Origin of the sequence: Lentzea indica, assembly GCF_012184385.1 — a bacterium.
Taxonomy (GTDB): Bacteria; Actinomycetota; Actinomycetes; order Mycobacteriales; family Pseudonocardiaceae; genus Lentzea; species Lentzea indica.
Genome location: NZ_VSRL01000011.1, coordinates 13,958 through 34,754, shown reverse-complemented (window position 1 = coordinate 34,754; position 20,797 = coordinate 13,958). Strand labels below are relative to the sequence as shown.

The 20,797-nt window shown below is 67.9% G+C and carries 17 protein-coding genes and 1 tRNA gene; 11 read left to right on the top strand and 7 right to left on the bottom strand.

Going from position 1 to position 20,797, the window contains the following annotated elements; all coding sequences use genetic code 11:
- Window positions 1–11 precede the first annotated feature (11 nt).
- The 5 genes from FXN61_RS05075 to FXN61_RS05055 are packed head-to-tail and all read left to right on the top strand — an operon-like array spanning window position 12 to window position 5,504.
- Window positions 12–1,343, top strand: coding sequence for an ABC transporter substrate-binding protein (locus tag FXN61_RS05075; protein ID WP_167970706.1), 1,332 nt, complete (start codon window positions 12–14; stop codon window positions 1,341–1,343).
- 12 nt (window positions 1,344–1,355) lie between these two features.
- Window positions 1,356–2,330 carry a carbohydrate ABC transporter permease gene (locus FXN61_RS05070; RefSeq protein ID WP_167970704.1) on the top strand — a complete coding sequence of 325 codons (975 nt, stop codon included), beginning with the start codon at window positions 1,356–1,358 and terminating at the stop codon, window positions 2,328–2,330.
- Window positions 2,327–3,220, top strand: a complete 894-nt coding sequence (locus FXN61_RS05065) for a carbohydrate ABC transporter permease (RefSeq protein WP_167970702.1) — start codon at window positions 2,327–2,329, stop codon at window positions 3,218–3,220. The genes FXN61_RS05070 and FXN61_RS05065 overlap by 4 nt, the downstream gene beginning before the upstream one ends.
- Window positions 3,217–4,485 (top strand): 6-phospho-beta-glucosidase, encoded by a 1,269-nt coding sequence (locus FXN61_RS05060; protein WP_167970700.1) that lies wholly within the window; start codon window positions 3,217–3,219, stop codon window positions 4,483–4,485. Before FXN61_RS05065 ends, FXN61_RS05060 begins: the two co-directional genes overlap by 4 nt.
- A gap of 5 nt (window positions 4,486–4,490) precedes the next feature.
- Window positions 4,491–5,504, top strand: a complete 1,014-nt coding sequence (locus FXN61_RS05055) for an N-acetylglucosamine kinase (RefSeq protein ID WP_167970698.1) — start codon at window positions 4,491–4,493, stop codon at window positions 5,502–5,504.
- Window positions 5,505–5,683: 179 nt separating this feature from the next.
- On the opposite strand, the gene FXN61_RS05050 is transcribed toward FXN61_RS05055, so the two are convergent.
- Window positions 5,684–6,103, bottom strand: a complete 420-nt coding sequence (locus tag FXN61_RS05050) for a hypothetical protein (RefSeq protein WP_167970696.1) — start codon at window positions 6,101–6,103, stop codon at window positions 5,684–5,686.
- A 243-nt stretch (window positions 6,104–6,346) separates the two neighbouring features.
- Between FXN61_RS05050 and FXN61_RS05045 the strand changes: the two genes are divergently transcribed.
- Window positions 6,347–7,108: an SGNH/GDSL hydrolase family protein gene (locus tag FXN61_RS05045; RefSeq protein ID WP_312877551.1), complete on the top strand. Its 762-nt coding sequence runs from the start codon at window positions 6,347–6,349 to the stop codon at window positions 7,106–7,108.
- 151 nt (window positions 7,109–7,259) lie between these two features.
- Here FXN61_RS05045 and FXN61_RS05040 read toward each other — a convergent pair whose 3' ends face one another.
- Complete coding sequence (locus FXN61_RS05040) at window positions 7,260–10,025, bottom strand: AfsR/SARP family transcriptional regulator (protein WP_167970694.1); 2,766 nt, start codon at window positions 10,023–10,025, stop codon at window positions 7,260–7,262.
- 101 nt (window positions 10,026–10,126) lie between these two features.
- Here FXN61_RS05040 and FXN61_RS05035 point away from each other — a divergent pair, with 101 nt between their 5' ends.
- Window positions 10,127–11,161: an ADP-ribosylglycohydrolase family protein gene (locus FXN61_RS05035; RefSeq protein ID WP_167970692.1), complete on the top strand. Its 1,035-nt coding sequence runs from the start codon at window positions 10,127–10,129 to the stop codon at window positions 11,159–11,161.
- Window positions 11,162–11,344: 183 nt separating this feature from the next.
- On the opposite strand, the gene FXN61_RS05030 is transcribed toward FXN61_RS05035, so the two are convergent.
- The 3 genes from FXN61_RS05030 to FXN61_RS05020 are packed head-to-tail and all read right to left on the bottom strand — an operon-like array spanning window position 11,345 to window position 13,958.
- Window positions 11,345–12,085 (bottom strand): FAD:protein FMN transferase, encoded by a 741-nt coding sequence (locus tag FXN61_RS05030; RefSeq protein WP_167970689.1) that lies wholly within the window; start codon window positions 12,083–12,085, stop codon window positions 11,345–11,347.
- A gap of 2 nt (window positions 12,086–12,087) precedes the next feature.
- Window positions 12,088–12,585: an FMN-binding protein gene (locus tag FXN61_RS05025; RefSeq protein ID WP_167970687.1), complete on the bottom strand. Its 498-nt coding sequence runs from the start codon at window positions 12,583–12,585 to the stop codon at window positions 12,088–12,090.
- A gap of 14 nt (window positions 12,586–12,599) precedes the next feature.
- Window positions 12,600–13,958, bottom strand: coding sequence for a ferredoxin reductase family protein (locus FXN61_RS05020; RefSeq protein WP_167970685.1), 1,359 nt, complete (start codon window positions 13,956–13,958; stop codon window positions 12,600–12,602).
- A 135-nt stretch (window positions 13,959–14,093) separates the two neighbouring features.
- Here FXN61_RS05020 and FXN61_RS05015 point away from each other — a divergent pair, with 135 nt between their 5' ends.
- Complete coding sequence (locus FXN61_RS05015) at window positions 14,094–14,792, top strand: response regulator transcription factor (protein WP_312877550.1); 699 nt, start codon at window positions 14,094–14,096, stop codon at window positions 14,790–14,792.
- Window positions 14,789–16,189 (top strand): sensor histidine kinase, encoded by a 1,401-nt coding sequence (locus tag FXN61_RS05010; protein WP_167970681.1) that lies wholly within the window; start codon window positions 14,789–14,791, stop codon window positions 16,187–16,189. Before FXN61_RS05015 ends, FXN61_RS05010 begins: the two co-directional genes overlap by 4 nt.
- A 60-nt stretch (window positions 16,190–16,249) precedes the next feature.
- Here FXN61_RS05010 and mgrA read toward each other — a convergent pair whose 3' ends face one another.
- Window positions 16,250–17,278 (bottom strand): L-glyceraldehyde 3-phosphate reductase, encoded by a 1,029-nt coding sequence (mgrA, locus tag FXN61_RS05005; RefSeq protein ID WP_167970679.1) that lies wholly within the window; start codon window positions 17,276–17,278, stop codon window positions 16,250–16,252.
- Window positions 17,279–17,318: 40 nt separating this feature from the next.
- On the opposite strand from mgrA, the gene FXN61_RS05000 reads away from it, so the two are divergent.
- Entirely contained in the window at window positions 17,319–18,992 is a 1,674-nt protein-coding gene (locus tag FXN61_RS05000; protein WP_167970677.1) for a hypothetical protein, read from the top strand.
- Window positions 18,993–19,054: 62 nt separating this feature from the next.
- Here FXN61_RS05000 and FXN61_RS04995 read toward each other — a convergent pair.
- Window positions 19,055–19,127 (bottom strand) — tRNA-Thr (locus FXN61_RS04995).
- Window positions 19,128–19,387: 260 nt separating this feature from the next.
- Between FXN61_RS04995 and FXN61_RS04990 the strand changes: the two genes are divergently transcribed.
- Window positions 19,388–20,734: a threonine/serine exporter family protein gene (locus FXN61_RS04990; protein WP_376770583.1), complete on the top strand. Its 1,347-nt coding sequence runs from the start codon at window positions 19,388–19,390 to the stop codon at window positions 20,732–20,734.
- Window positions 20,735–20,797: the final 63 nt, after the last annotated feature.

Below are 20,797 nucleotides of genomic sequence, written 5' to 3'. Positions count from 1 at the left end.
AAGGAGTGCACATGCGCAAGCACACACGTGCTGCCTTGCTCTGTGTCGCCGCAGCGCTGACCCTCACCGCATGTGCGGCGGGCAAGGGCGGCGGTTCCAGCACCGACGGTGCTGCCGCAGCTCCCGGTAAGGACGACAAGCTGACGCTCACGGTCTGGAGCAACTACTCCGACCGCGAGTACGAAGAGGTCACCAAGGCCCTCAAGACGTTCAACAAGAAGTTCCCGAACATCGAGATCAAGCACGAGGGCTCGCAGGACGACGACAAGATCACCGCGGGCATCCGTTCCGGCAACACGCCGGACGTCGCGCTGTCGTTCACGACCGACAACATCGGCCAGTTCTGCTCCTCCGGCGCGTTCCAGGCGCTGAAGCCGTACATCGACCGCGACAAGGTCGACCTGAACCAGATCTCCCCCGCCGTCCGGGAGTACACCGAGTACAAGGGCAACCGCTGCGCGATGCCCATGCTCACCGACGTGTACGCCATGTACTACAACAAGGACATGATGTCGGCGGCCGGCGTCACGAACCCGCCGAAGACGATGGACGAGCTCTACGACGCGGCGACGAAGCTGACCAAGAAGGCGCCGAACGGCGACATCGAGGTCGCGGGTTACCTGCCCACGATGGGCTTCTACGCCAACCGCCCGACCATCCTGGCGCCGTCGTACGACGCCGCGTGGGAGACCGCTGACGGCAAGTCGGCGCTCGCCTCCTCGCCGGGCTGGACCGAGATGATGAAGTTCCAGAAGAAGCTCGTGGACTTCTACGGCTACGACGCGCTGGAGCGGTTCCGCGCCGGTCTCGGCCAGGAGTACTCGGCCGACCACGCGTTCCACCAGGGCAAGATCGCGATCATGATGGACGGCGAGTACCGCACCGCCTTCCTCAAGGCGCAGGCGCCGCAGATCAAGTTCGGCACCGCTCCGTTCCCGACGCTGAAGGCCGACCAGTACGGCACGGCGTTCACCACCGGCACGATCATGGGCATCCCGAAGGGCGCCAAGAACCCCGGCGCCGCGTGGGAGCTGATCAAGCACCTGTCGTTCGACACCGACACGATCGTCGACCTGGCGAACGGCATCAAGAACGTGCCGAGCACCAAGGCCGCGATGGAGAGCTCGAAGCTCGAGGTGGACGAGCAGTTCAAGACGTTCATCGACCTCGCCAAGAGCAACAAGCTCAAGGGCAACCCCGTCACCCCGATCGGTGACGCGCACATCAAGGCGGTGACCGACTTCTCGGTCTCCTACCAGTCCGGCAAGGTCCCGGACCTGCAGGCGGGGCTGAAGGAAGTCGACAAGAACATCGACGACCAGATCGCCAAGAGCGGCAAGTAAGGGATTCGCAAGATGGCCGCCACGCTCGGCGCGCGGCCCGCCCCCGGCAGGGGGCGGGCACGTGCCCGCCACCGTCTCGCCGTGCTCGGGTTCATGGCCCCGGCAATCATCGGCTTCGTACTGTTCTTCGGCTATCCGCTGGTCGCCACGGTCGTCTTCTCGTTCACGAAGTACGACCTGATCAACGCGCCGGAGTTCAACGGCCTCGACAACTACACGTTCATGTTCAAGGATCCCTTGCTCATCAAGGCGATCACGAACACGCTGTGGTTCGTCGTGGTGCTCACGATCGCGCGGACGGTGTTCGCGCTGGGCGTGGCGTCGGTCATCGCTCGTCTCAAGTCGGGCGTCGGGTTGATCCGCACGCTCTGCTACCTGCCGTCGCTGGCACCGCCGGTGGCCGCGACGCTGGTGTTCTTCATGGTGATGCGGCCCAACGGTGGTCCGCTGGACAGCGTTCTCGGCTGGTTCGGACTCGACTCGCCGCTGTGGTTCTCCGACCCAGGGTGGGCCAAGCCCGGCATCACCGCGATCATGCTGTGGATCTCCGGCGACCTGATGATCATCATCCTGGCCGCGATCCTCGACGTGCCGCAGGAGCAGTACGAGGCCGCCGAGCTCGACGGCGCCGGCCCGATCCGGCGCTGGTGGCACGTCACGCTGCCGACGATCTCCCCGGTGCTGCTCTTCGGCGTCGTGAACTCGGTGATCCTCGCGTTGCAGCTCTTCACTCAGGCGGTCGTCGCGGGGTCGGCCGGCTCGGGTGCGGCGGACGCGACGGGGTCGACGAAGTACCTCGGGTTCCCGGACAACTCCACGCTGACGTTCCCGGTTTACCTGTACACGCAAGGCTTCCGCTACTTCGACATGGGCTACGCGGCCGCGATGGCCACGGTCCTGTTCATCATCTCGTTCGCCGTGACCATCGTGCTGGTCCAGCGGATGCGCAAGAACTCCAGCGCTGAGGAAGGGGGTCCGGGAGCATGACCGCCACGCTGGCCAAACCACCGGTCGACGTCCCAGCCGAACGGGAGCTGCCGCGCAGGAAGCGCAACGTCGGCGGTTTCCTGAACTGGGTCGCCACGCATGCGATCGGCCTCGCACTCGGCCTGATGTTCGCCACTCCCGTGGTGTTCGTCTTCCTCACCGCGGTGATGTCGGACAACCAGGCGTTCACCTCAGACCTCTGGCCACGCGAGTGGCACTGGGAGAACTTCGTCGAGGTCTTCGACAAGGCACCGCTGTTCCAGTACCTGATCAACAGCCTCACGTACTCGCTGCTCGCCACCGCGGGCATGCTGATCTCGTCGATCCCCGCGGCCTACGCGCTCGCGAAACTCCGGTGGCGCGGCAGGAACCTGGCCTTCCTGCTGGTCATCGGCGCGATGATGCTGCCGCCGCAGGTCGTGGCCGTGCCGCTGTACGACACGTGGTCGTCGCTCGGCCTCACGGGCACGCTGTGGCCGTTGATCGCGCCGTACTTCCTGTTCGACGCGTTCAGCATCTTCCTGCTGCGCCAGTTCATGCTCACCATCCCGCAGTCATATGTAGACGCTGCGAGGGTGGACGGCTGCTCGGAGTTCCAGACGCTGATCCGGATCATCGTGCCGATGGCCAAGCCCGGCATCGCGGCCACCGCGCTGTTCTGCTTCCTCTTCACCTGGAACGACTACTTCGGCCCGTTGCTCTACACCGGCGAAGTGAAGGACCAGTGGACGTTGTCACTGGCACTGGCGACGTTCAAGGGCATGCACATCGTCCAGTGGAACTCGTCGATGGCGGTGACGTTCCTGACGATGATCCCGGCCGTCGTCCTCTTCGTCTTCGCTCAGAAGTCGTTCGTCAAGGGAATCACGTTCACGGGAGTCAAGGGATGAAACTCACCGTCGTCGGTGGCGGGTCCACCTACACACCTGAGCTGATCGACGGCATTGCCGGTCGTCGCACCAGCCTGGCGGTGGACGAGATCGTCCTCGTCGACCCGGACGAGCACCGCCTCTCCCTCGTCGGCCCGTTCAGCCAGCGTCTGCTGCACCACGCGGGTCACCCGGCGAAGGTGCGTACCACCACGTCGCTCGAAGAGGGTGTCGAGGGCGCGTCCGCAGTGCTGTTGCAGTTGCGAGTCGGCGGCCAGAAGGCACGCGCGTCGGACGAGACGTTCCCGCTCACCTGCGGGTGCGTCGGCCAGGAGACCACCGGCGCGGGAGGCCTCGCCAAGGCCCTGCGGACCGTGCCGGTGGTCTTGGACATCGCGGAGAGGGTTCGCCGCCTGGCAGGCCCGGACACCTGGATCGTGAACTTCACGAACCCGGTCGGCATCGTCACGCGTGCGCTGCTGCAGGCGGGTCACAAGGCGATCGGCCTGTGCAACGTGGCGATCACCTTCCAGCGCTGGACCGCCGGCCTGCTGGGCGTCGATCCGTCCACTGTGGAACTCGACCACATCGGACTGAACCACCTGACGTGGGAGCGCGGCGTCCACGTCGACGGCGTGGACCGGCTGCCGGAGCTGCTCTCGCAGCACATCGAGGGCCTGTCCGAGCACGTCGGCATCGACGCGTCGCTGATCCAGCGCCTGAACATGGTGCCGTCGTACTACCTGAACTACTTCTACAACCACGACGCCGTCGTGAAGAAGCAGCAGACCGAGCCGCCGCGCGCCGAGGTCGTCGCGGCGGTCGAGAAGGAGCTGCTCGACATCTACGGCGACCAGTCGGTCGTGACGAAGCCGGAGCAGCTGTCGCAGCGCGGCGGCGCGTACTACTCCGAGGCCGCCGTGCAGCTCGTGCACGCGCTGACGGGCGGTGCGGGCGCCGAGAGGCACGTGGTGAACGTGCAGAACAACGGCACGCTGCCGTTCCTGCCCGATGACGCTGTGATCGAAGTTTCGTCCACTGTGGACTCCAACGGCGGCGTTGCACTGCCGGTGCGCCCGGTCGAGCCGTCGATCTCCGGCCTCATCTCGCACGTGACCGCGTACGAGTACCTGGCACTGGAAGCCGCGATCCACGGTGGTCGCGACCGAGTGGCGAACGCACTGCTCGCCCACCCGCTGATCGGCCAGCACGCCATCGCGGACCAGCTGGCCGACGAGCTGATCGCGCAGAACCGCGATCTGCTTCCGTGGGTGAAGGGAGCCTGACAACAATGACGGACCGGGTGCTCGCCATCGACGGCGGGAACAGCAAGACCGCGGTGCTGCTGGTCGACGCGGACGGCAAGGTGCTCGCGCAGGTGCGCGGCCCAGGTGCGCCGCCGCAGACCGTCGGCATGAAGCGCGGACTCGACGTGTTCGAGAAACTGGCACGCGAGGCCGCAGCTCAGGCGGGACTGTCCCCCGACGAGCCGATCGCCTCGCACACGGCCGCCTACCTCGCGGGAGCGGACCTGCCCCGCGAGGAGGAGGACCTGACGCGGGCGATCACCGAGCGAAACTGGTCCACCACCACGTTCGTCGGCAACGACACCTTCGCGTTGCTGCGCGCCGGAACCGCATCCGGTGTAGGTGTCGCCGTCGTGTGTGGCGCCGGCATCAACGCCGTCGGTGTGGCCCATGACGGGCGCACTCACCGTTTTCCCGCCCTGGGCGCGATCTCCGGCGACTGGGGCGGCGGCGGCCAGCTCGGCAACGACGCGCTGTGGCACGCCGTCCGAGCCGAGGACGGCCGCGGCAAGCACACCGAGCTGCTGCCGGCCCTGCTGGAGCACTACGGCGAGACGTCCATCCTGAAGGTGGTCGAGAAGATCCACTTCGAGGAGATCGCGCTCGACCCGCACGCCCTCTGCCCCATCGTCTTCGACGTCGCCGCCCGCGGCGATGCCGTGGCCCTGGCCGAGATCGACCGCCTGGTCGAGGAGATCGTGCTGCTCTCCACCGTCTCCCTGCGCAAGCTCGACCTGATGGACGAGCCCGTGGACGTGGTGCTGGGCGGCGGCGTCCTGACCAGCACCGGCGACGTCGTGGTGGGCCCTGTCCGTCAGAAGCTGCTGGAGATGGCGCCGCTGGCCCAGGTGCGGGTGGTCGACGTGCCTCCGGTGGTGGGCGCGGCCCTGCTCGGACTCGACTTCATCGGAGCCTCGCCGGGCGCAGAGCTGAGGCTGCGCTCGGCCTACGACGATCACCTGCCGGCTGCTGCCCTGGACGTGGCAGCCAGCGGGTGAACAAGACCCCGTCTCAGGGGGTAGATCGGCGGCGGCGCCCCCTGAGACGGTCCCAAACCCCACTGCTCGGGGCAGATCGGCGGCGGCGTCCCGGGCAGTGGTCCCACCCCTTTCCGAGGGGGAGCTGATCGGCGGCGGCGCTCCCCTTCGGAAAGGTCCCAACGGCCCCCGCAGCGACCTCACGCGCCGAGGTCGCTGCGGGGGTTTTCCGTTGGGCCGGAAGACGAAGGCGCACTGGGCGCAGGCTCGGACGAGAGCGTCGGCAGCGACACCGTCGGCACCACGGTGGTGCCGGCGACGCTGATCCGCGGCTCCGCGGCTTCCGGCGTCACCACCGGGTTCGAGTGCGGCGGCGGGATCACGACGGGCCTGGGTGACGAAGGCCGCGACGGCGACACCTTCACCACGGACGACGCCGGGGTGAACTCCATGGGCGGCTGATCACCCCCGATGTTCGCCACCTCCGGCTCGACGGGTGCGGCATCGGACGGCCCGGGGACGGGCACCACACCGGTGCTCACGGCCACACCGGCGAGGACAGCAAGTGTGACGAGCGCGACACCCAGTGAAATGGAAGGAAGCGGCAAACCTGAACGCACGCGACAGAAGCTAGCGACAGAATGAGACCAATCCCCCGGATCACTCTCAAGCTTCCCTCGATCGAGTGGTAAAAGAATCGTCACCCACAGCGACAAAACTTACGATGCCGTAACCGACGGTGGCGTAACCGGTGGTTGGTTGTGCATGCTGACCAGTCGCCTGCGAACGGGAGCCGCGGGCGCGCGGAAGTGAGGGCACGCGGAAGTGAGGGGGATGTTGTGCTGCTGCGATGGAACAGTCTGGTGTCCCTGGGGGACAGCTTCACCGAGGGCATGGACGATCCAGGGCCGGGCGACACGTACGTGGGGTGGGCGGACCGGCTGGCGGAGATGATCGCCGCGCGGGCGCCTGAGTTCAGGTACGCCAACTTCGCGATCAGGGGCAAGATGCTGCAGGAGATCGTGGACGAGCAGGTGCCGCTCGCGATCTCGCTCAAGCCGGACCTGGTGACGTTCTGCGGCGGCGGCAACGACATCATGGTGCCGAACAGCGATCCGGACGCGCTGGCCGAGGTCTACGAGGTGGCCGTGGCCGACCTCAGGGCAGCCGGGTGCGACGTCGTGATCTTCACTGGTTTCGACACCCGTTCCACGCCTCTTCTGCGGTCTCTGCGGGGCAAGATCGCGATCTACAACTCGCACCTGTGGGCGATCGCCGAGCGCTACCACTGCCGGATGGTCGATCTGTGGTCCATGCACGTCCTGCACGACCGTCGCGCGTGGAGCGAGGACCGGCTGCACCTCTCGCCGGAGGGGCATCAGCGAGTCGCGCTCAAGGCCTACGAGGTGCTCGGCCTCAGCGACGACCACTCGTGGAACGAGCCGTGGCCCGCGCTCGAGCAGACGGACTGGGTCACGCAGCGCAAGGCCGACCTCAAGTGGGCGCGCGAGCACGTGGTGCCGTGGATCGGCAGGCAGCTGCGGGGCGAGTCGATGGGCGATGGTCTGGCGCCGAAACGGCCGGAATTGCTGCCGATCGCCCGTTGCACCGAAGAGAACTTCTGAAGGTGCTGACGAGCGAGAGCCCGACCGGCACTCTCCCCCGAATGCCGGTCGGGCCCTCCGAACGCAGGCGCCTTACCCCCTCGGTAATCCCCCACTCGGCGGCCTGCACATCCAACATCCCATGTTTTGGGACCAGACGACTAAACAGCCGCTAAACCTCTGACGACAGCGAGTCCAAAGCGGCACGCACCTCGACCGCGCGGGCCGAGTTGACCTGCGAGTACAGGCGCAGCGCCTCAGTCAATTCCGCTGCTGCAGCAACCCATTCCGCCCGCCGGAGCAGCACACCGCCGAGCACGTGGCGGCCAAAGCCTTCCAGGTAGGTCACCTCGGCGACGGCGGCCTGGTCGACGACCTGACGCGCGAGCGACTCGGCCTGGTCCAGGGACCCGGCTTCCAGATGGAGCTCGGCCAGGTTGGCGAGACCCCGGATCAACGCGACGTGGTCGCCGGAGCGCCGATACACCTCGACGGCGTGAGACTGGTGCTGCAGCGCGACTTCCACGCGACCGCGGGCCAGTTCGACCTGTGCCACGTTGTTGAGCCCATGGCCTTCGCCGACCACGTCACCGGACTGCTGCGCGAGCTGCACCGACTCCCAGAAGTGCAGCAACGCCTCGTCGTGGTGCTTGAGCCGGAACAGGACGTCGGCGAGTTGGGCGAGCGTCAGCACCAGGTACTGGCGCTCTCCCAGCTCGACGGCGAGCCGGTGCGCGCGGCGTGCGTCCGGCAGCAGAACCGGGCGTCCCAGCCGGGCGTTCGTCGTGTAGGTCGTGTCGAGCATCAGGATCTGGCCGAGGCGGCTCCCCGTCACCTCGGCCGCGGCCAGGCCGAACCCGACCAGCGCGACCCACTCGCCGGTGAGCGCCCGCGCCGTCGCGTAGGTGTGCAACAGCCTGACGAGCTGCCAGACCTGGTCGTGCAGGCCCGATTCGGCGGACGCGTGCACGACCGCGACGATGTTGGGCCACTCCTGGTCGAACCAGTCGATCGGATCGCCGAACGCCGGCACCGACGTGGACCCGTTGTCCCCCAACGCGAAGTCCAGTCCGTCGCGCGCCGGTCGGATGGCGCGGCGGACGTGGTCGCACGCGACGAGGTAGTAGTTCACCAGGCGGCGCAACGAGTCCAGGTCGGAACGACCCGCTCCCCGCACGTACAGCCGCACCAGTTCGTGCATCGTGAAGCCGTCCGGCCACGGCTCGACCAGCAGGTTCACCTCGACGAGCTGCGTCAGCCGGTCGCGGGCCGACTCGACGCGGGTGCGGGTCAGCGCGGCGACGGCGTGCGACGACATCCAGCGGCCCGGCGCCATGCCGACGGACTCGAAGACCTCGCCGAGCTCGGACGGCAGGTCGCGGGTCGACAGGTCGAGCGCCCGCGACACCCCCACGCCTGCCTCAGGTAGGTCCAAGCCACGCATCCGGTGCCCGTCGTCGGCCAGTTCTCCCACCAGCTCCTCGACAGTCCATTCCGGACTGATCACCAGCTTCGCCGCGGCCACCCGCAGCGCCAGCGGCAACCCGCCGCACAGCTCGGCGAGCTTGCGGGAGGCGACCGGGTCTTCCGAGGACAACGGCTTGCCCAGCACGTCGTCCACCAGCTCGCGCGCCGCGTCGTCGTCCAGCGGGCCGAGCTTGCGCACGCGGGCGCTGTTCGTGACGACGAGACGTTCCATCTTGATGCGCGACGTCACCAGCACGACCGAGCCGGAACCGGGCGGCAGCAGCGGCTGCACCTGGTCGAAGCCCGTCGCGTCGTCCAGCACCACCAGCACGCGGCGGCGGTTGAGCAACGACCGGTACAGCCCGACGCGGTCCTCCAGCGCGACCGGCACACCGTCCGCGGGAACGCCCAGCGCCACCAGGAACCTGGTCAGCACCTCGCCCGGCTCGGTGTCGCCGAGCGACGCGAACAGCACGCCGTGCGGGAACATCTCGGAGTTCTCGTGCCCCCACGTGATCGCGAGTGCGCTCTTGCCGACGCCGGGCGCACCGGTCAGCACGGCGACGGTCGTGGCGAGCAGGTTCCTGGTCGCGCAGACGTTGTCCAGCCACGCCTTGTCGTTGTCACGACCGAACAGCCGGGACGCGGAGGCGGGCAGCAACGCCGGCGACACGATCCCCGCGCGAGGTGCGACAGGACGGCTCTCGACCGCGCCGATCACGCTCAGCGCCGGGTCGTCGCGCAGCACCTGCTCCTGCAACAACCGCAGCTGCGGGCCGGGATCGATGCCCAGCTCGTCCACGGCACGGCGCTGGAACCGTTGGTAGGCCTCGAGAGCATCGGCGCGCTGCCCAGATCGGTACAGAGCGCGCATGCTGTGCGCCACCAGGCGTTCGCGGAACGGGTACTCGGTGCACAGCCCGCGCAGCTCGCCCACGAGCTCCAGATGACGGCCCAGCTCCAGCTCGGCGTCGATGCGTTCCTCCAACGCCGACAGCCGCAGCTCTTCAAGATCAGAGGTCATCGGGTCGCCAGGTACGTCGGCGAGCACGGGCCCGCGCCACAGACCCAACGCCTCGCGCAGCAAGCCCGCCCTGATGGCGGCGGGCTTGCCACGGGAAGACGCCACGAGCTGCCGGGCGCGGTGCAGGTCGAGACGCCAGGGATCCACGGTCAGCTGGTACCCGGTCGGCGTGGTGCGGATGATCGCGGAGCCGGTCGGATCGGCCTCCTCCAGCACCTTGCGCAGCCGCGAGACGTAACCGTGCACGATCGTCCGCGCGGTGGCCGGCGGCGAGTCCGTCCACAGCGCGTCGACGATCTGGTCGATCGAGACGGGTCGGTTCGCCTCGACGACCAGCATGGCCAGCAGTCCGCGCATGCCGCGGCGGCCCAGCTGGATGAGACGGCCGTCCGCGAGCACCTGGAGTGGACCGAGCACGCCGAACTCGAGTCCGGTTTTGCTCCGCATGCCCCTCCCTCGGTGCGCTGACCTTGTCACTTCAACAGGTGCGGGAGGCGGCGTCTCAGATACAAGTACGGTTCAAGTTCGCGGGACGCTACTGTTCATCCGTGCCGCGAGATCGGAATTCCGTGGTTGACCGCGGCGCCGGGTGCCTCCTCGGCGGCGCTCTCGGTGATGCGCTCGGCGCACCGGTGCAGTACCTCGGCTGGGCCGACATCCAGCGCGAACACGGCGCCGAAGGTGTGCTCGCACCACCGAAGCCCGCACTGTTCACCGACGACACCCAGCTGACGCTCTTCACCGCCGACGGCTACCTGCGCGCCTGGGTGCGTGGGAAGCGGACGGGCCAGTGGGAGCCGTCGGAGATGGTGTGGCACAGCTACCGGCGCTGGTTGATCACCCAGCAGCAACCGGCCCCCGAACGGGGAGCGGTCGGGCTGCTCGCAGACGAACGGCTGTACGAGAGCCGCTCGCCGGGTTTGACGTGCCTGCGCGCGCTGGCAGCGGAAAGCCCGTCCACTCCGGAGAACCCGCACAACGAGTCGTCCGGCTGCAACGGCGTCACGCGCACAGCGCCCGCCGGCTTCGCGCCGTCCGCGGCGATCGCGTACGACCTGGGCTGCCGGTTCGCCGCGTTGACGCACGGCGGCACGGGCGGATGGGTGTCCGGCGGCGCGCTGGCGTTGCTGGTCCACCTGCTCGCGGTGAAGGGCAGGCCGTTGCGCGAGGCGATCGACCAAGTCATCGGCCGGGTGCTGCGCGACGACACGTACACGGCGACGGTGCTGACACGGGCCGTGGTGCTGGCGGAGGAGCACAACGGCGAGTCGTCCGTGCGCGTCGACCGGCTCGGCAGCGGCTGGACGGGTCCGGAGGCGCTGGCGATCGCGGTCTACACCGTGCTGACGCACCCGAAGCCGTCGCAGTTCGTGGACGCGATGCGTGCTGCTGCCAACCATTCCGGCGGTAGCGACGCCACGGCGGCGTTGACCGGCAACGTGCTCGGCGCGTTGCACGGCACCGAGGCGCTGCCCCGCGACTGGCTGAGCGGGCTGGAGCTCGTGGACGTCCTGGACGCGATGGGCAGGGACCTGGGCTGCTCCGCCGTGAACCTCGAGTTCGACGAGGACCGTTACGCCTGAGCGAGTTCGCCATCAAACAGAAAGAGCCTGCGGGCGCGCGCTCCCGAATTCGCGCGCCGGCAGGCTCTCTCGCACGAGTAGTTGGTCGACAGCAGGCCGGGTCTTGCCCCGAGCGCGAGCTCCGATCCAGCTCTTGATCAACGAAATCCGTGCCCCGGAGTCATGCTCCGTTGGCCGGGCATGTTAACACATGTGTACCGGAAGTCCAGGGCTCGAGAACACTCGACGATCTTCGTCGACGATGAAGACCTCGCAGTCCTCTTGCGAGGCCGCCCACTCGATTCCGTCCCTGCCCAGCGCAAACGCTGCTGTGGCAGTGGTATCGGCGATCGCCAGGTCGTCCGAGAAAATCGTGACCGACAAAAGTCCCGTGACGGGCTGACCAGTACGACCGTCCAGGATGTGCTGGCCACGTTCGTACAACGCTGACGTGGCAACGGCTCCGTCCCGCACGCCGAGCACGACGCTGAGCTGGTCGGCGAGATCGGGATGCCGAACGCCCACGCGCCAAGGCTTTCCCGGCTCCGGCTCGCCGGCCGTCACGACGTCGCCGCCCGCGTTGACGCAGAAGACCGATGCTCCGCCCTCGCGCAGGATGTCCGCAGCGCGCTGCACGGCCCAGCCCTTCACCACCGCGCACGGGTCGAGCCCGCGTCCCGGCACCTGTGCCGTGAACGCGCCGCACGTCGACTCCTCGTACCAGTCGCAGAGCGCGAGCACCTCGACCAGATCCGGAGTGAGCTCTTCCCTGGTGAGCTCACCCCGGTCCAACCTGGACACCTCGCTGTCGGGCTTGAACGGCGAGAACCGGGTGTCGGCCTCTTCCAACCAGGCGAACGCGCGTTCGGCCAGTGCGGCGTCCCCGTCACGCAGGTCCACCGAGATCGGCAGGCCCATGATGTGCTCGACGCGCCGCACCGGCATTCCTACCGCGCTCCGTCGATGGCGGCCTGCAGCGACTGCTTGTAGCCGTCGGAGGTCGCGGTCGCACCGGACACCGTGTCGATGTCCGCGCTCTGCGCCTTGAGCGCCGACTCCCGCAGCAACGGCAGCGCCATCCTGGTCGGGTTGCTGTTCGGCGCGCGCAGGGCTTTGACGTCAATGATCTTGGTGCCCTGGAGCGTGACCTGCACCTGCACGGTGCCTTCCGAGGTCTGCACCGCCGGACCAGGCACGTTCCGGGTCTGGGCCTGTTGCTGCTGTTGCTGGGTGGTCGGCGCGGCCCCGGTCGCCTTGGGCGCGGAACCCGTTGTCTTGGGTGCGGACCCGGTCGTCTGCGGCGCGGCCTGCTTTTGGGTCTGCTGCTGCGGTTCCGGCGCGGCGACCTCGCTGAGCTCGCCGTCGTGCGCCGCGCCCGGCGAGTACATCCAGACCGGGACCAGGCCGCCGACGCTCAGCAGCAGAACAGGAATTGCCCTTTTCACTTCGTCGCACCCTCTCAGTTGGCCAGCGCGAAGCGCTCGGCGTGGATCTGGTTGCTGGGCACTCCCAGTTCGGACAGGCTGCGCACCACGGCGTCGGTCATGCCGTTCGGGCCGCAGATGAAGACGTCGCGGTCCTCCACGTCCGGCACCAGCGCGGCGATGTTGTCGGGACCGAGCAACGGGCCGTTCGCGGTGATGGTCTTCGAGGAACCGGTGACCAGGCGCAACACCGCGCCCTTGGCCCGTGCGAGGCCTTCGAGCTCGTGCAGCAGCACTGCTTCCTTCGGGTCGCTGACCCGGTACAGCACCACGACGTGGCCCTTGATCTCCTCCAGCAGCGCGCGGATCGGCGTGACACCGACACCGCCCGCGACGAGGAGCGCGTTCGGCTTGGTCTGGTGCATGGTCGTGAAGGCGCCGTACGGGCCTTCGGCGAAGACGCGCGTACCGACCTTGATGTTGCGGACGTCGGCGCTGCCCTCGCCCAGTGCCTTCGCGGTGAGCCGCAGGTACTTGCCGTTCGGCGCCGCGGACAGCGAGAACGGGTTGGCCTGCCACCAGCGGTCCTTGGTCAGGAAGCGCCACAGGAAGAACTGGCCGGCCTTGGCGCCCAGCCGGTCCAGGTCCTTGCCCTCGATGTAGACCGAGACGACGTTGTGCGCCTCCGGCACGACCGCGGCGACCCGGAACTGGTGGCGCCAGTTGCGCCAGAACGGGAGCACCAACCGTCCGATCACGACAGAACCGAGCGCGAACGCCCAGAGGCCCCACCAGTAGCCGGTCGCGAGCGCGGACTTGCGGAACGTGCTGCCGACCGCGACCTGGTGCGTGAACGCGAGGAAGATCGCGATGTAGGTGTAGAGGTGGATGAAGTGCCAGGTCTCGTAGGCCATCCTGCGCCGCGCGAAGCGGGCGGAGACCACGCCGACGACCATGATGATCGTCCACGCCACCAGCGCGCGGAGGATGCCTTCCAGCTCGGTCGCCTGCCGGATGATCTCGGCGATCGGGCCGGAGTCACCCGCGTTGCCGAACGCGATGAAGGTCAGGTGGCCGACGAGCATCCAGAAGATCGTGAAGCCGACCCAGCGGTGCCACGAGGTCAGCTTGTCCATGCCCAGCCGGCGGTCGAGCCACGGCAGCCTGGCGACCAGCAGCAGCTGGAACGCCATCGCGAGCGCGCCGTAGAGACCGGTCAGCCTGCCGAAGTTGACCAGCTTGTTCGAGCCGACGCCCGCCGCGTTGAACAGGTAGGTCACGAAGGCCGCGTTGGCCAGGAGGAACACATAGAGGCCGGCTTTGGCCAGCACCTTGTGCGGCGTCGCGCGCCCGGCCGGAGCCGGTCGCACGGAAGGCTGCAGGGTGGTCGTCACGGCGGGCTCCTCGGTCAGGCGGTCTCTGTCGGTGTGTCACGATCCTGGGTGTCAGAGCTGTGGCTCCGCTTTGCACGGGCTGTCGACTTCCTGTCGATCGAGCGAGGGGGCCATCAGGTGACGCACCATGAGCACGTGGACAAGGGGAACTCGGTTCGATTGCTCGTCGTCGACGACGAGCCGCACATCGCTGACCTGGTCGCGACGGTCGCCCGGTACGAGGGCTGGCAGGCCGCGACAGCGCTCAACGGCGAGGACGCGCTCAGAGAGGCCGCCGAGTTCCAGCCGGACATCGTCGTGCTCGACCTCATGCTGCCTGACCTGGACGGATTCACCGTTCTTGATCGGATGCGCGCGGCCGGCGCGATGGTGCCAGTGGTGTTCCTGACGGCTCGTGACGGCACCGCGGACCGTGTGGCGGGTCTCACCCGTGGCGGCGACGACTACCTCGTGAAGCCGTTCTCGGTGGAAGAGCTGATGGCGCGGCTTCGGGCCGTGCTGCGACGCTCGACGGGTCCGTCGTGGAAGCGCTCCGTGCTGAAGGTCGCAGACCTCGTGATGGACGAGGACACCCGTGAGGTCCGTCGCGGCGGCAAGTTGGTGACTCTGACGCCCACCGAGTACGAGCTCATTCGCTACCTGATGCGCCGCTCACCTGCCGTGCTGACGAAGGCGCAGATCCTCGACCACGTGTGGGAGTACGACTTCGGCGGCCGCTCCAACGTGGTCGAGCTGGTCATCTCCCACCTGCGCCGCAAGCTCGACGACGGCCACGAGCCGTTGATCCACACCGTGCGCGGTGTGGGGTACGTGCTTCGCCGAGCCGCGGAATGAAAAGGCGTCAGCTGCGCCTCGGCACGAGGCTCGCACTAGCGCTCGGCGCACTCGCGCTGGCGGTGTTCGCGATCGTCGGCACGGTCATGGTCACGTCGATGAAGACGTTCCTCGACCGGCGGCTCGACGACCAGATGGCGATGAGCCAGACGGCTTCGGCCAAGGATGTCGTGGCCTACGAGAAGGTCACGAAGATCCCGCCGGACTGGTTCGCCGTCGTGTACGTGATGGAGAACGGCGAGCTGCGCGCCCAGCCGGGCGAGCAGCAGCCGGAGGACAGGGAGGAGTTCGACGCCCTCGCGAAGAAGGCGTTGACCACCGAACACTTCGACACCGAGTACCTGCGCGGCAAGGGCAAGTTCCGGCTGCGCGCGTGCCCGATCGAGCCGAACGAGATCGTGCTGGTCAGTGCGGCCCCGATGGACGACAGGGACAGCACGCTCTCCCAGCTGATCACGGTCGGGGTGATCGCGTTCCTGGCCGCGCTCGCCACGCTGGTGGTGGGTGGCCAGGCACTGATCCGCAAGGGCATGCAGCCGCTGTCGAACATGGCCGACACCGCGCACGACATCTCGTCGCACGACCTGACCGACTCGGCTCACCTCACGGTGCGGGTGGACGGCAGCGGTGGCGGTGTCGAGGTCGAGGAGCTGCGCGAAGCGTTCAACACAATGCTCGCGCACATCGACTCTTCTTTGGCCGCACGCACGGCCGCAGAACAACGGCTGCGGCGGTTCATCGCCGACGCGTCACACGAGCTGCGCACGCCCTTGACGTCGTTGCGCGGCTATGCGGACCTCTTCCGGTACGCGGCGGCCAACGAGCCGGGCGAACGCGAGAAGCACCTGGAGAAGCTGCGGTCGGAGGCGTCGAGGATGAGCGTGCTGCTCGACGACCTGTTGTTGCTGGCACGCCTGGACTCCGCCGAGACCGAACCACCGTTGCGCCCGGAGGAGCTGGACCTGGCGGTGATCGCGGAGGCGGCGGCGGACGCGTTCCGCGCGGCCAGGCCGTCGCACTCGCTGGAGATCGACGCCGACACGGTGACCATGACCGCCGACCCGACCCGGCTGCGGCAGGTGCTCGACAACCTGCTGACCAACGCGGCCGTGCACACGCCGGCGGGCACCTCGGTGTCGGTGCGGGTGCGGTCCGAGAACGGCTGGGCGGTGGTGAAGGTGAGCGACACCGGCCCCGGCATCCCGGAGACCGACCAGGCACGGATCTTCGACAGGTTCTACCGCGTGGACGACTCGCGGACCCGCCAGCGCGGCGGCAGCGGCCTGGGCCTCGCCGTGGTGCAGTCACTGGTGGAGGTCCACGGCGGCACGATCGAACTGACCAGCCGGCCGGGGTCGACGACGTTCACGATCCGTCTCCCCCGCCACCTGGGCTAGCTGTTCGGCGTCTGCAAGTACCACCAACTGCGAGTTGGCGGTACTTGCAGACGCCCAAACTCATTCGGACTGCGAGCTGGTGGCCCACAGGTCGATGCCCGACTCGACGGCGTGCTTGTCGATCTCGGCGAGTTCGTCGTCGGTCAGCGGTGGCGCCTGCAGAGCCGCGAGGTTCTGCTCCAGCTGCCCGACGGACGAGGCACCGATCAACGCCGACGTGACGCGCGGGTCGCGAATCGTCCACGTCAACGCGAGCTGGGCCAGCGACTGGCCACGGGACTTCGCGATGTCGTTCAACGCCCGGATGCGGCCGAGGTTCTCCTCGGTCAGCAGGTCGGTCGACAGCGACTTGCCCTGCGCGGCACGGGAGTCGGACGGCACACCGTTGAGGTAGCGGTCGGTCAGCATGCCCTGCGCGAGCGGCGAGAACGCGATGCAGCCCGCGCCGACCTCCTCCAGCGCGTCCAGCAGCTCCGGCTCGATCCAGCGGTTCAGCATCGAGTAGCTCGGCTGGTGGATCAGCAGCGGCACACCGGCGGACCTGAGCAGCTCGGCCGCCTCGCGGGTCTTGGCCGGCGAGTAGGACGAGATGCCTGCGTAGAGCGCCTTGCCCTGCTGGACGGCGCTGACCAGCGCGCCCATCGTCTCCTCGAGCGGCGTCTCCGGGTCGAACCGGTGCGAGTAGAAGATGTCGACGTAGTCGAGGCCCGTCCGGGTGAGCGACTGGTCGAGCGAGCTCAGCAGGTACTTGCGGCTGCCCCACTCCCCGTACGGCCCCGGCCACATGTCGTAGCCGGCCTTGGTCGAAATGACGAGCTCGTCGCGGTACGGCCTGAGATCATCCTTCAGGATCTGCCCGAACGTGATCTCCGCCGAGCCGTAGGGCGGACCGTAGTTGTTGGCGAGGTCGAAGTGCGTGACTCCGAGGTCGAACGCCCGCCGAGCGATACCGCGGCCGAGCTCGTACGGCCGGTCGCCGCCGAAGTTGTGCCACAGGCCGAGCGAGATGGCGGGCAGCTTGAGGCCGCTGCGTCCCGTCCGCCGGTACGTCATCTGGTCGTAGCGCGCGCTATCCGCGAGGTAGGACATGGGGCCCACAATGTCACGCCGTAGTGAGACAGAGCAGGACATGAGACGCGCCGCCGAGGCGGGTGAGGTGCTCGATCTCTCGCGTCGCGGGGACAACGCGCTGAGCGCCAAAGCGATCCGTGCCCTGCTGCGTTCCGGCAGCATCGACCCACGCGGGGTCCGGGTCGTCGGCGCACGCGTGACTGGCCTGCTCGATCTCACCAACCTCCAGACCCCGGCATCGCTGGAACTGGACAAATGCGTGTTCGAGGAGCCGCCGTCCCTCTGCGACACCGAACTGCGTTCCCTGACGTTCGACGGATCCACGCTGCCGGGCCTCGACGCGTCCGGCCTGCAGACCCGCTACTTCGGGATGCGGAACGCCCGCTGCACGGGATTCCTGAACCTCGACAACGCGTACATCGACGGCCCGTTGCTGCTCCACAGCAGCAGTGTCGGTCTGATGTACGCGGCGGGTTTGCGCGTCAGCCGGCGCGTGGTCGCGTACCGGCTGTTCGCCACCGAGGTCCGGCTCGACGGCTGCGACATCGGCGGCGATCTGAACCTGTACGAGGCGGTGATCGTCAACGAGTCGGACACGGCCCTGGTCCTCAACAACGCCAAGATCGGTGGGGACGTCTACCTCGACGAAATCTTGGTCAAAGCGGGCGGCGAGGGCTGTGGGCTACTGATGATCGACGCGACGGCCGGCGCCCTGCACATGCGGGGAGCGGTGGTGCGCACCGCCGCGACCTGCGGGCTCAGCCTGGACGGCAGCCAATTCCAGGCCAACGTGCGGCTCAACGAGGGCTTCGACGCACGGTCGAAGCACGCCCCCACTTTCGGGACGGTCCGAATCGTCGGAGCCCGGATCGGCGGCAGCCTCACCATCCAGGGGTCGGTGCGCAACGACGACGGCCCTGCCGTGATCGTGCAGAAGTCGACGATCTCGGCAACGTTCTACCTCAGCGACACCGTGATCCAGGCGAACACCCCGCGGCCCGCAGTGGAGATCGACGAAACCGCCGTGAGCGGCACCCTGACCTTCCGGCCGGAGAAGCTGATCAACCACGGCGACGGCTACGAGCTCAGCCTGTCCAACACCAAGGTCGGGGACCCGTTGCGGCTCGACGTCCCGGAGTTGATGGAGGCAGAGCGCTTCACCGTGACGGTGAACGGCCTGACCTACCCCGAGCCTCCGGCCGACACAGGCGCGTGGCTCACCATGCTGCGAGACCACAACTTCCGGTACGAAGCCCAGCCGTACCAACAGCTCGCCGCCGTGTGCCGCGCCGCCGGCCACGAACACACCGCCCGCAAGGTCCTGATCGCCCAGCAACGCGATCTCCGCCGCCGCGGCGACCCCGGCAACAAGCTCTGGCACTGGTTCCTCGGCGTCACTCTGGGCTACGGCTACAAGCCGTCCAGAGCAGTGGTCGGACTGCTGGTCACGTTCCTGCTGTCGATCTGTCTGGTGTGGACGGCGGGCGAGTTCAACGGCCTGACACCGGCCAAGGACCGCCCCGCCGACTCCTGTTCACCCGTGAACAGGATCAGTCTTGCGGCCGATCTCGCGATCCCGCTGGTGAAGCTCGGCGGCACGCCGAGGTGCGAACTGGCGAACGGAACAGCCGGGCAATGGGCGACCGGAGCAGGCTGGGTCGTGCAGATCCTGGGTTGGTCGTTCGCCACGCTGAGCGTCGCGGGCTTTACCGGACTCGTTCGCAAAAGCTGACGAACTGTCACGTCGGAATGAGACGAGGGCCCGCCCACCTGGGCGAACCCTCGTTGTACAAGAGCCGGCGAGGGGAATCGAACCCCTAACCTTTCGCTTACAAGGCGAGTGCTCTGCCAATTGAGCTACGCCGGCCTGGCTCGTGTTCGCGAACATGGTAAGCGCCCCTTGCGGGTGCTACCTGCGGCGAACGGTCTGCTCTCAGTGTGATCGGATTGCTCCGACCGGAGTCGGACCAACCAACTGAGTGGCTCAAAGCGTCGGACCGACCGCCTTGACCAGGTCAGGAGGGTAACCAACGGACAGTGATCATGTCCTCCTTTTCGGGTCGCCCGATCGGAGGTGGCAGACGACACAGCAACAGTCGAAGGACTCCGCACGATCACACCACGGAGGTGCGCGAGATTTCCACGAACAACATGCACGGTCCCTCGCTGCCCGACGACACCACTGTTCACCTGGTACTCGATCTCGCATTGAAGATCGGTGAGGTCCAAATGGCCAGTGGTGCGGGCGCGGCCGACGTAACAGCCACGATTCTCTCAGTCACCGAGAGCTATGGACTTCCCCACACCGAAGTCGACGTGATCTACACCTCTATCAGCGTGTCGTGTCATCGAGGCACGGAGTCACCGCCGATCACCGCGGTACGGGTCGTCCGGCAGCGCAGTCTCGACTACACGCGGCTAGCGGCCGTCGAACATCTGGTGCGCAATCTCGGCCCGATCGAGGACGCGCACGCGAAGCTCGAAGACATCACCAACGCCAAGCACCCGTACCCGCGCTGGGTCGCCACCGTCGCGTGGGCCGGGATGGCCGCGGCCGTCGCGTTCCTCGTCGGCGGAGGGCTGGAGCTCGCGATCACCGCGTCGATCGTCACCGCCGTGATCGACAGGGTCGGCCGGATCCTCAACCGCCGTGCATTGCCGTTCTTCTTCCAGCAGGTCGTCGGCGGTGCGCTCGCCACGGGTGCGGCGCTGGCCGTCTACGCCACGGGGTTGCTGCCGAACGTCCGCCCGAGCCTGCTCGTCGCCGTCGGGATCGTCGTGCTGCTGTCGGGGCTCGCGCTGGTCAGCACCGTGCAGGACGCGATCTCCGGCTACAACGTCACCGCCGCGGGCCGCACCGTGGAAACAGTGCTGCTCAGCGCGGGCCTGATCGCGGGCGTCGCGCTCGCCATCCGCACCGCCGTCCACTTCGGACTCCCGATCCGGCTCACCGACCCGTTGCCGCCGTTGATCTCCGCGGTGCCGATGCAGTTCGCGGCCGGTGCGGCGACCAGTGGGTTCTTCGCGCTCGCCTGCTACGCCCGGCCCCGCGCGCTCGTCGCCGCCGCCATCTCCGGCGCGATCGGCACGGCCTCCTACGGCCTGGTCACCACCTTCGGTCTCGACGCACTGCTCGGATCGGCGGTGGCGGCCGCGATCACGGGGTTCGGCGGCGCGACGATGACCCGCCGGTTGCGCATTCCGACGCTCGTCGTCGTGCAGGCCGGCGTCGTTCCGCTGCTGCCGGGCTGGACCACTTACCGGGGCCTGTTCCAGCTCACCGCGGAGGGCGATCCGGCCGGTTTGAGCACGCTGGTGTTCGCGAGTGGCATTGCTCTCGCTCTGGCCGGAGGTGTCGTGTTCGGCGAGTACCTGGCCCAGCCAGTGCGCACCGGACTGAGCCGTTTGGAGCGCAAGCTCGCAGGTCCGCGCATGTCCGGGCCTCTCAAACCCACGAAGCGTCGTTTGGAGTGAAACTCGCTGTGACGGGGGTTACACGACACGCCCCGGACACGCGTCCGCACTAGCCTCAGAAAC

Excerpts from the sequence above, each read along its gene's own strand:
- FXN61_RS05075 (WP_167970706.1), top strand. The coding sequence starts at position 12 with ATGCGCAAGCACACACGTGCTGCCTTGCTCTGTGTCGCCGCAGCGCTG.
- FXN61_RS05070 (WP_167970704.1), top strand. The coding sequence starts at position 1,356 with ATGGCCGCCACGCTCGGCGCGCGGCCCGCCCCCGGCAGGGGGCGGGCA.
- FXN61_RS05065 (WP_167970702.1), top strand. The coding sequence starts at position 2,327 with ATGACCGCCACGCTGGCCAAACCACCGGTCGACGTCCCAGCCGAACGG.
- FXN61_RS05060 (WP_167970700.1), top strand. The coding sequence starts at position 3,217 with ATGAAACTCACCGTCGTCGGTGGCGGGTCCACCTACACACCTGAGCTG.
- FXN61_RS05055 (WP_167970698.1), top strand. The coding sequence starts at position 4,491 with ATGACGGACCGGGTGCTCGCCATCGACGGCGGGAACAGCAAGACCGCG.
- FXN61_RS05040 (WP_167970694.1), bottom strand. The coding sequence starts at position 10,025 with ATGCGGAGCAAAACCGGACTCGAGTTCGGCGTGCTCGGTCCACTCCAG.
- FXN61_RS05030 (WP_167970689.1), bottom strand. The coding sequence starts at position 12,085 with ATGCCGGTGCGGCGCGTCGAGCACATCATGGGCCTGCCGATCTCGGTG.
- FXN61_RS05010 (WP_167970681.1), top strand. The coding sequence starts at position 14,789 with ATGAAAAGGCGTCAGCTGCGCCTCGGCACGAGGCTCGCACTAGCGCTC.
- mgrA (WP_167970679.1), bottom strand. The coding sequence starts at position 17,278 with ATGTCCTACCTCGCGGATAGCGCGCGCTACGACCAGATGACGTACCGG.
- FXN61_RS05000 (WP_167970677.1), top strand. The coding sequence starts at position 17,319 with ATGAGACGCGCCGCCGAGGCGGGTGAGGTGCTCGATCTCTCGCGTCGC.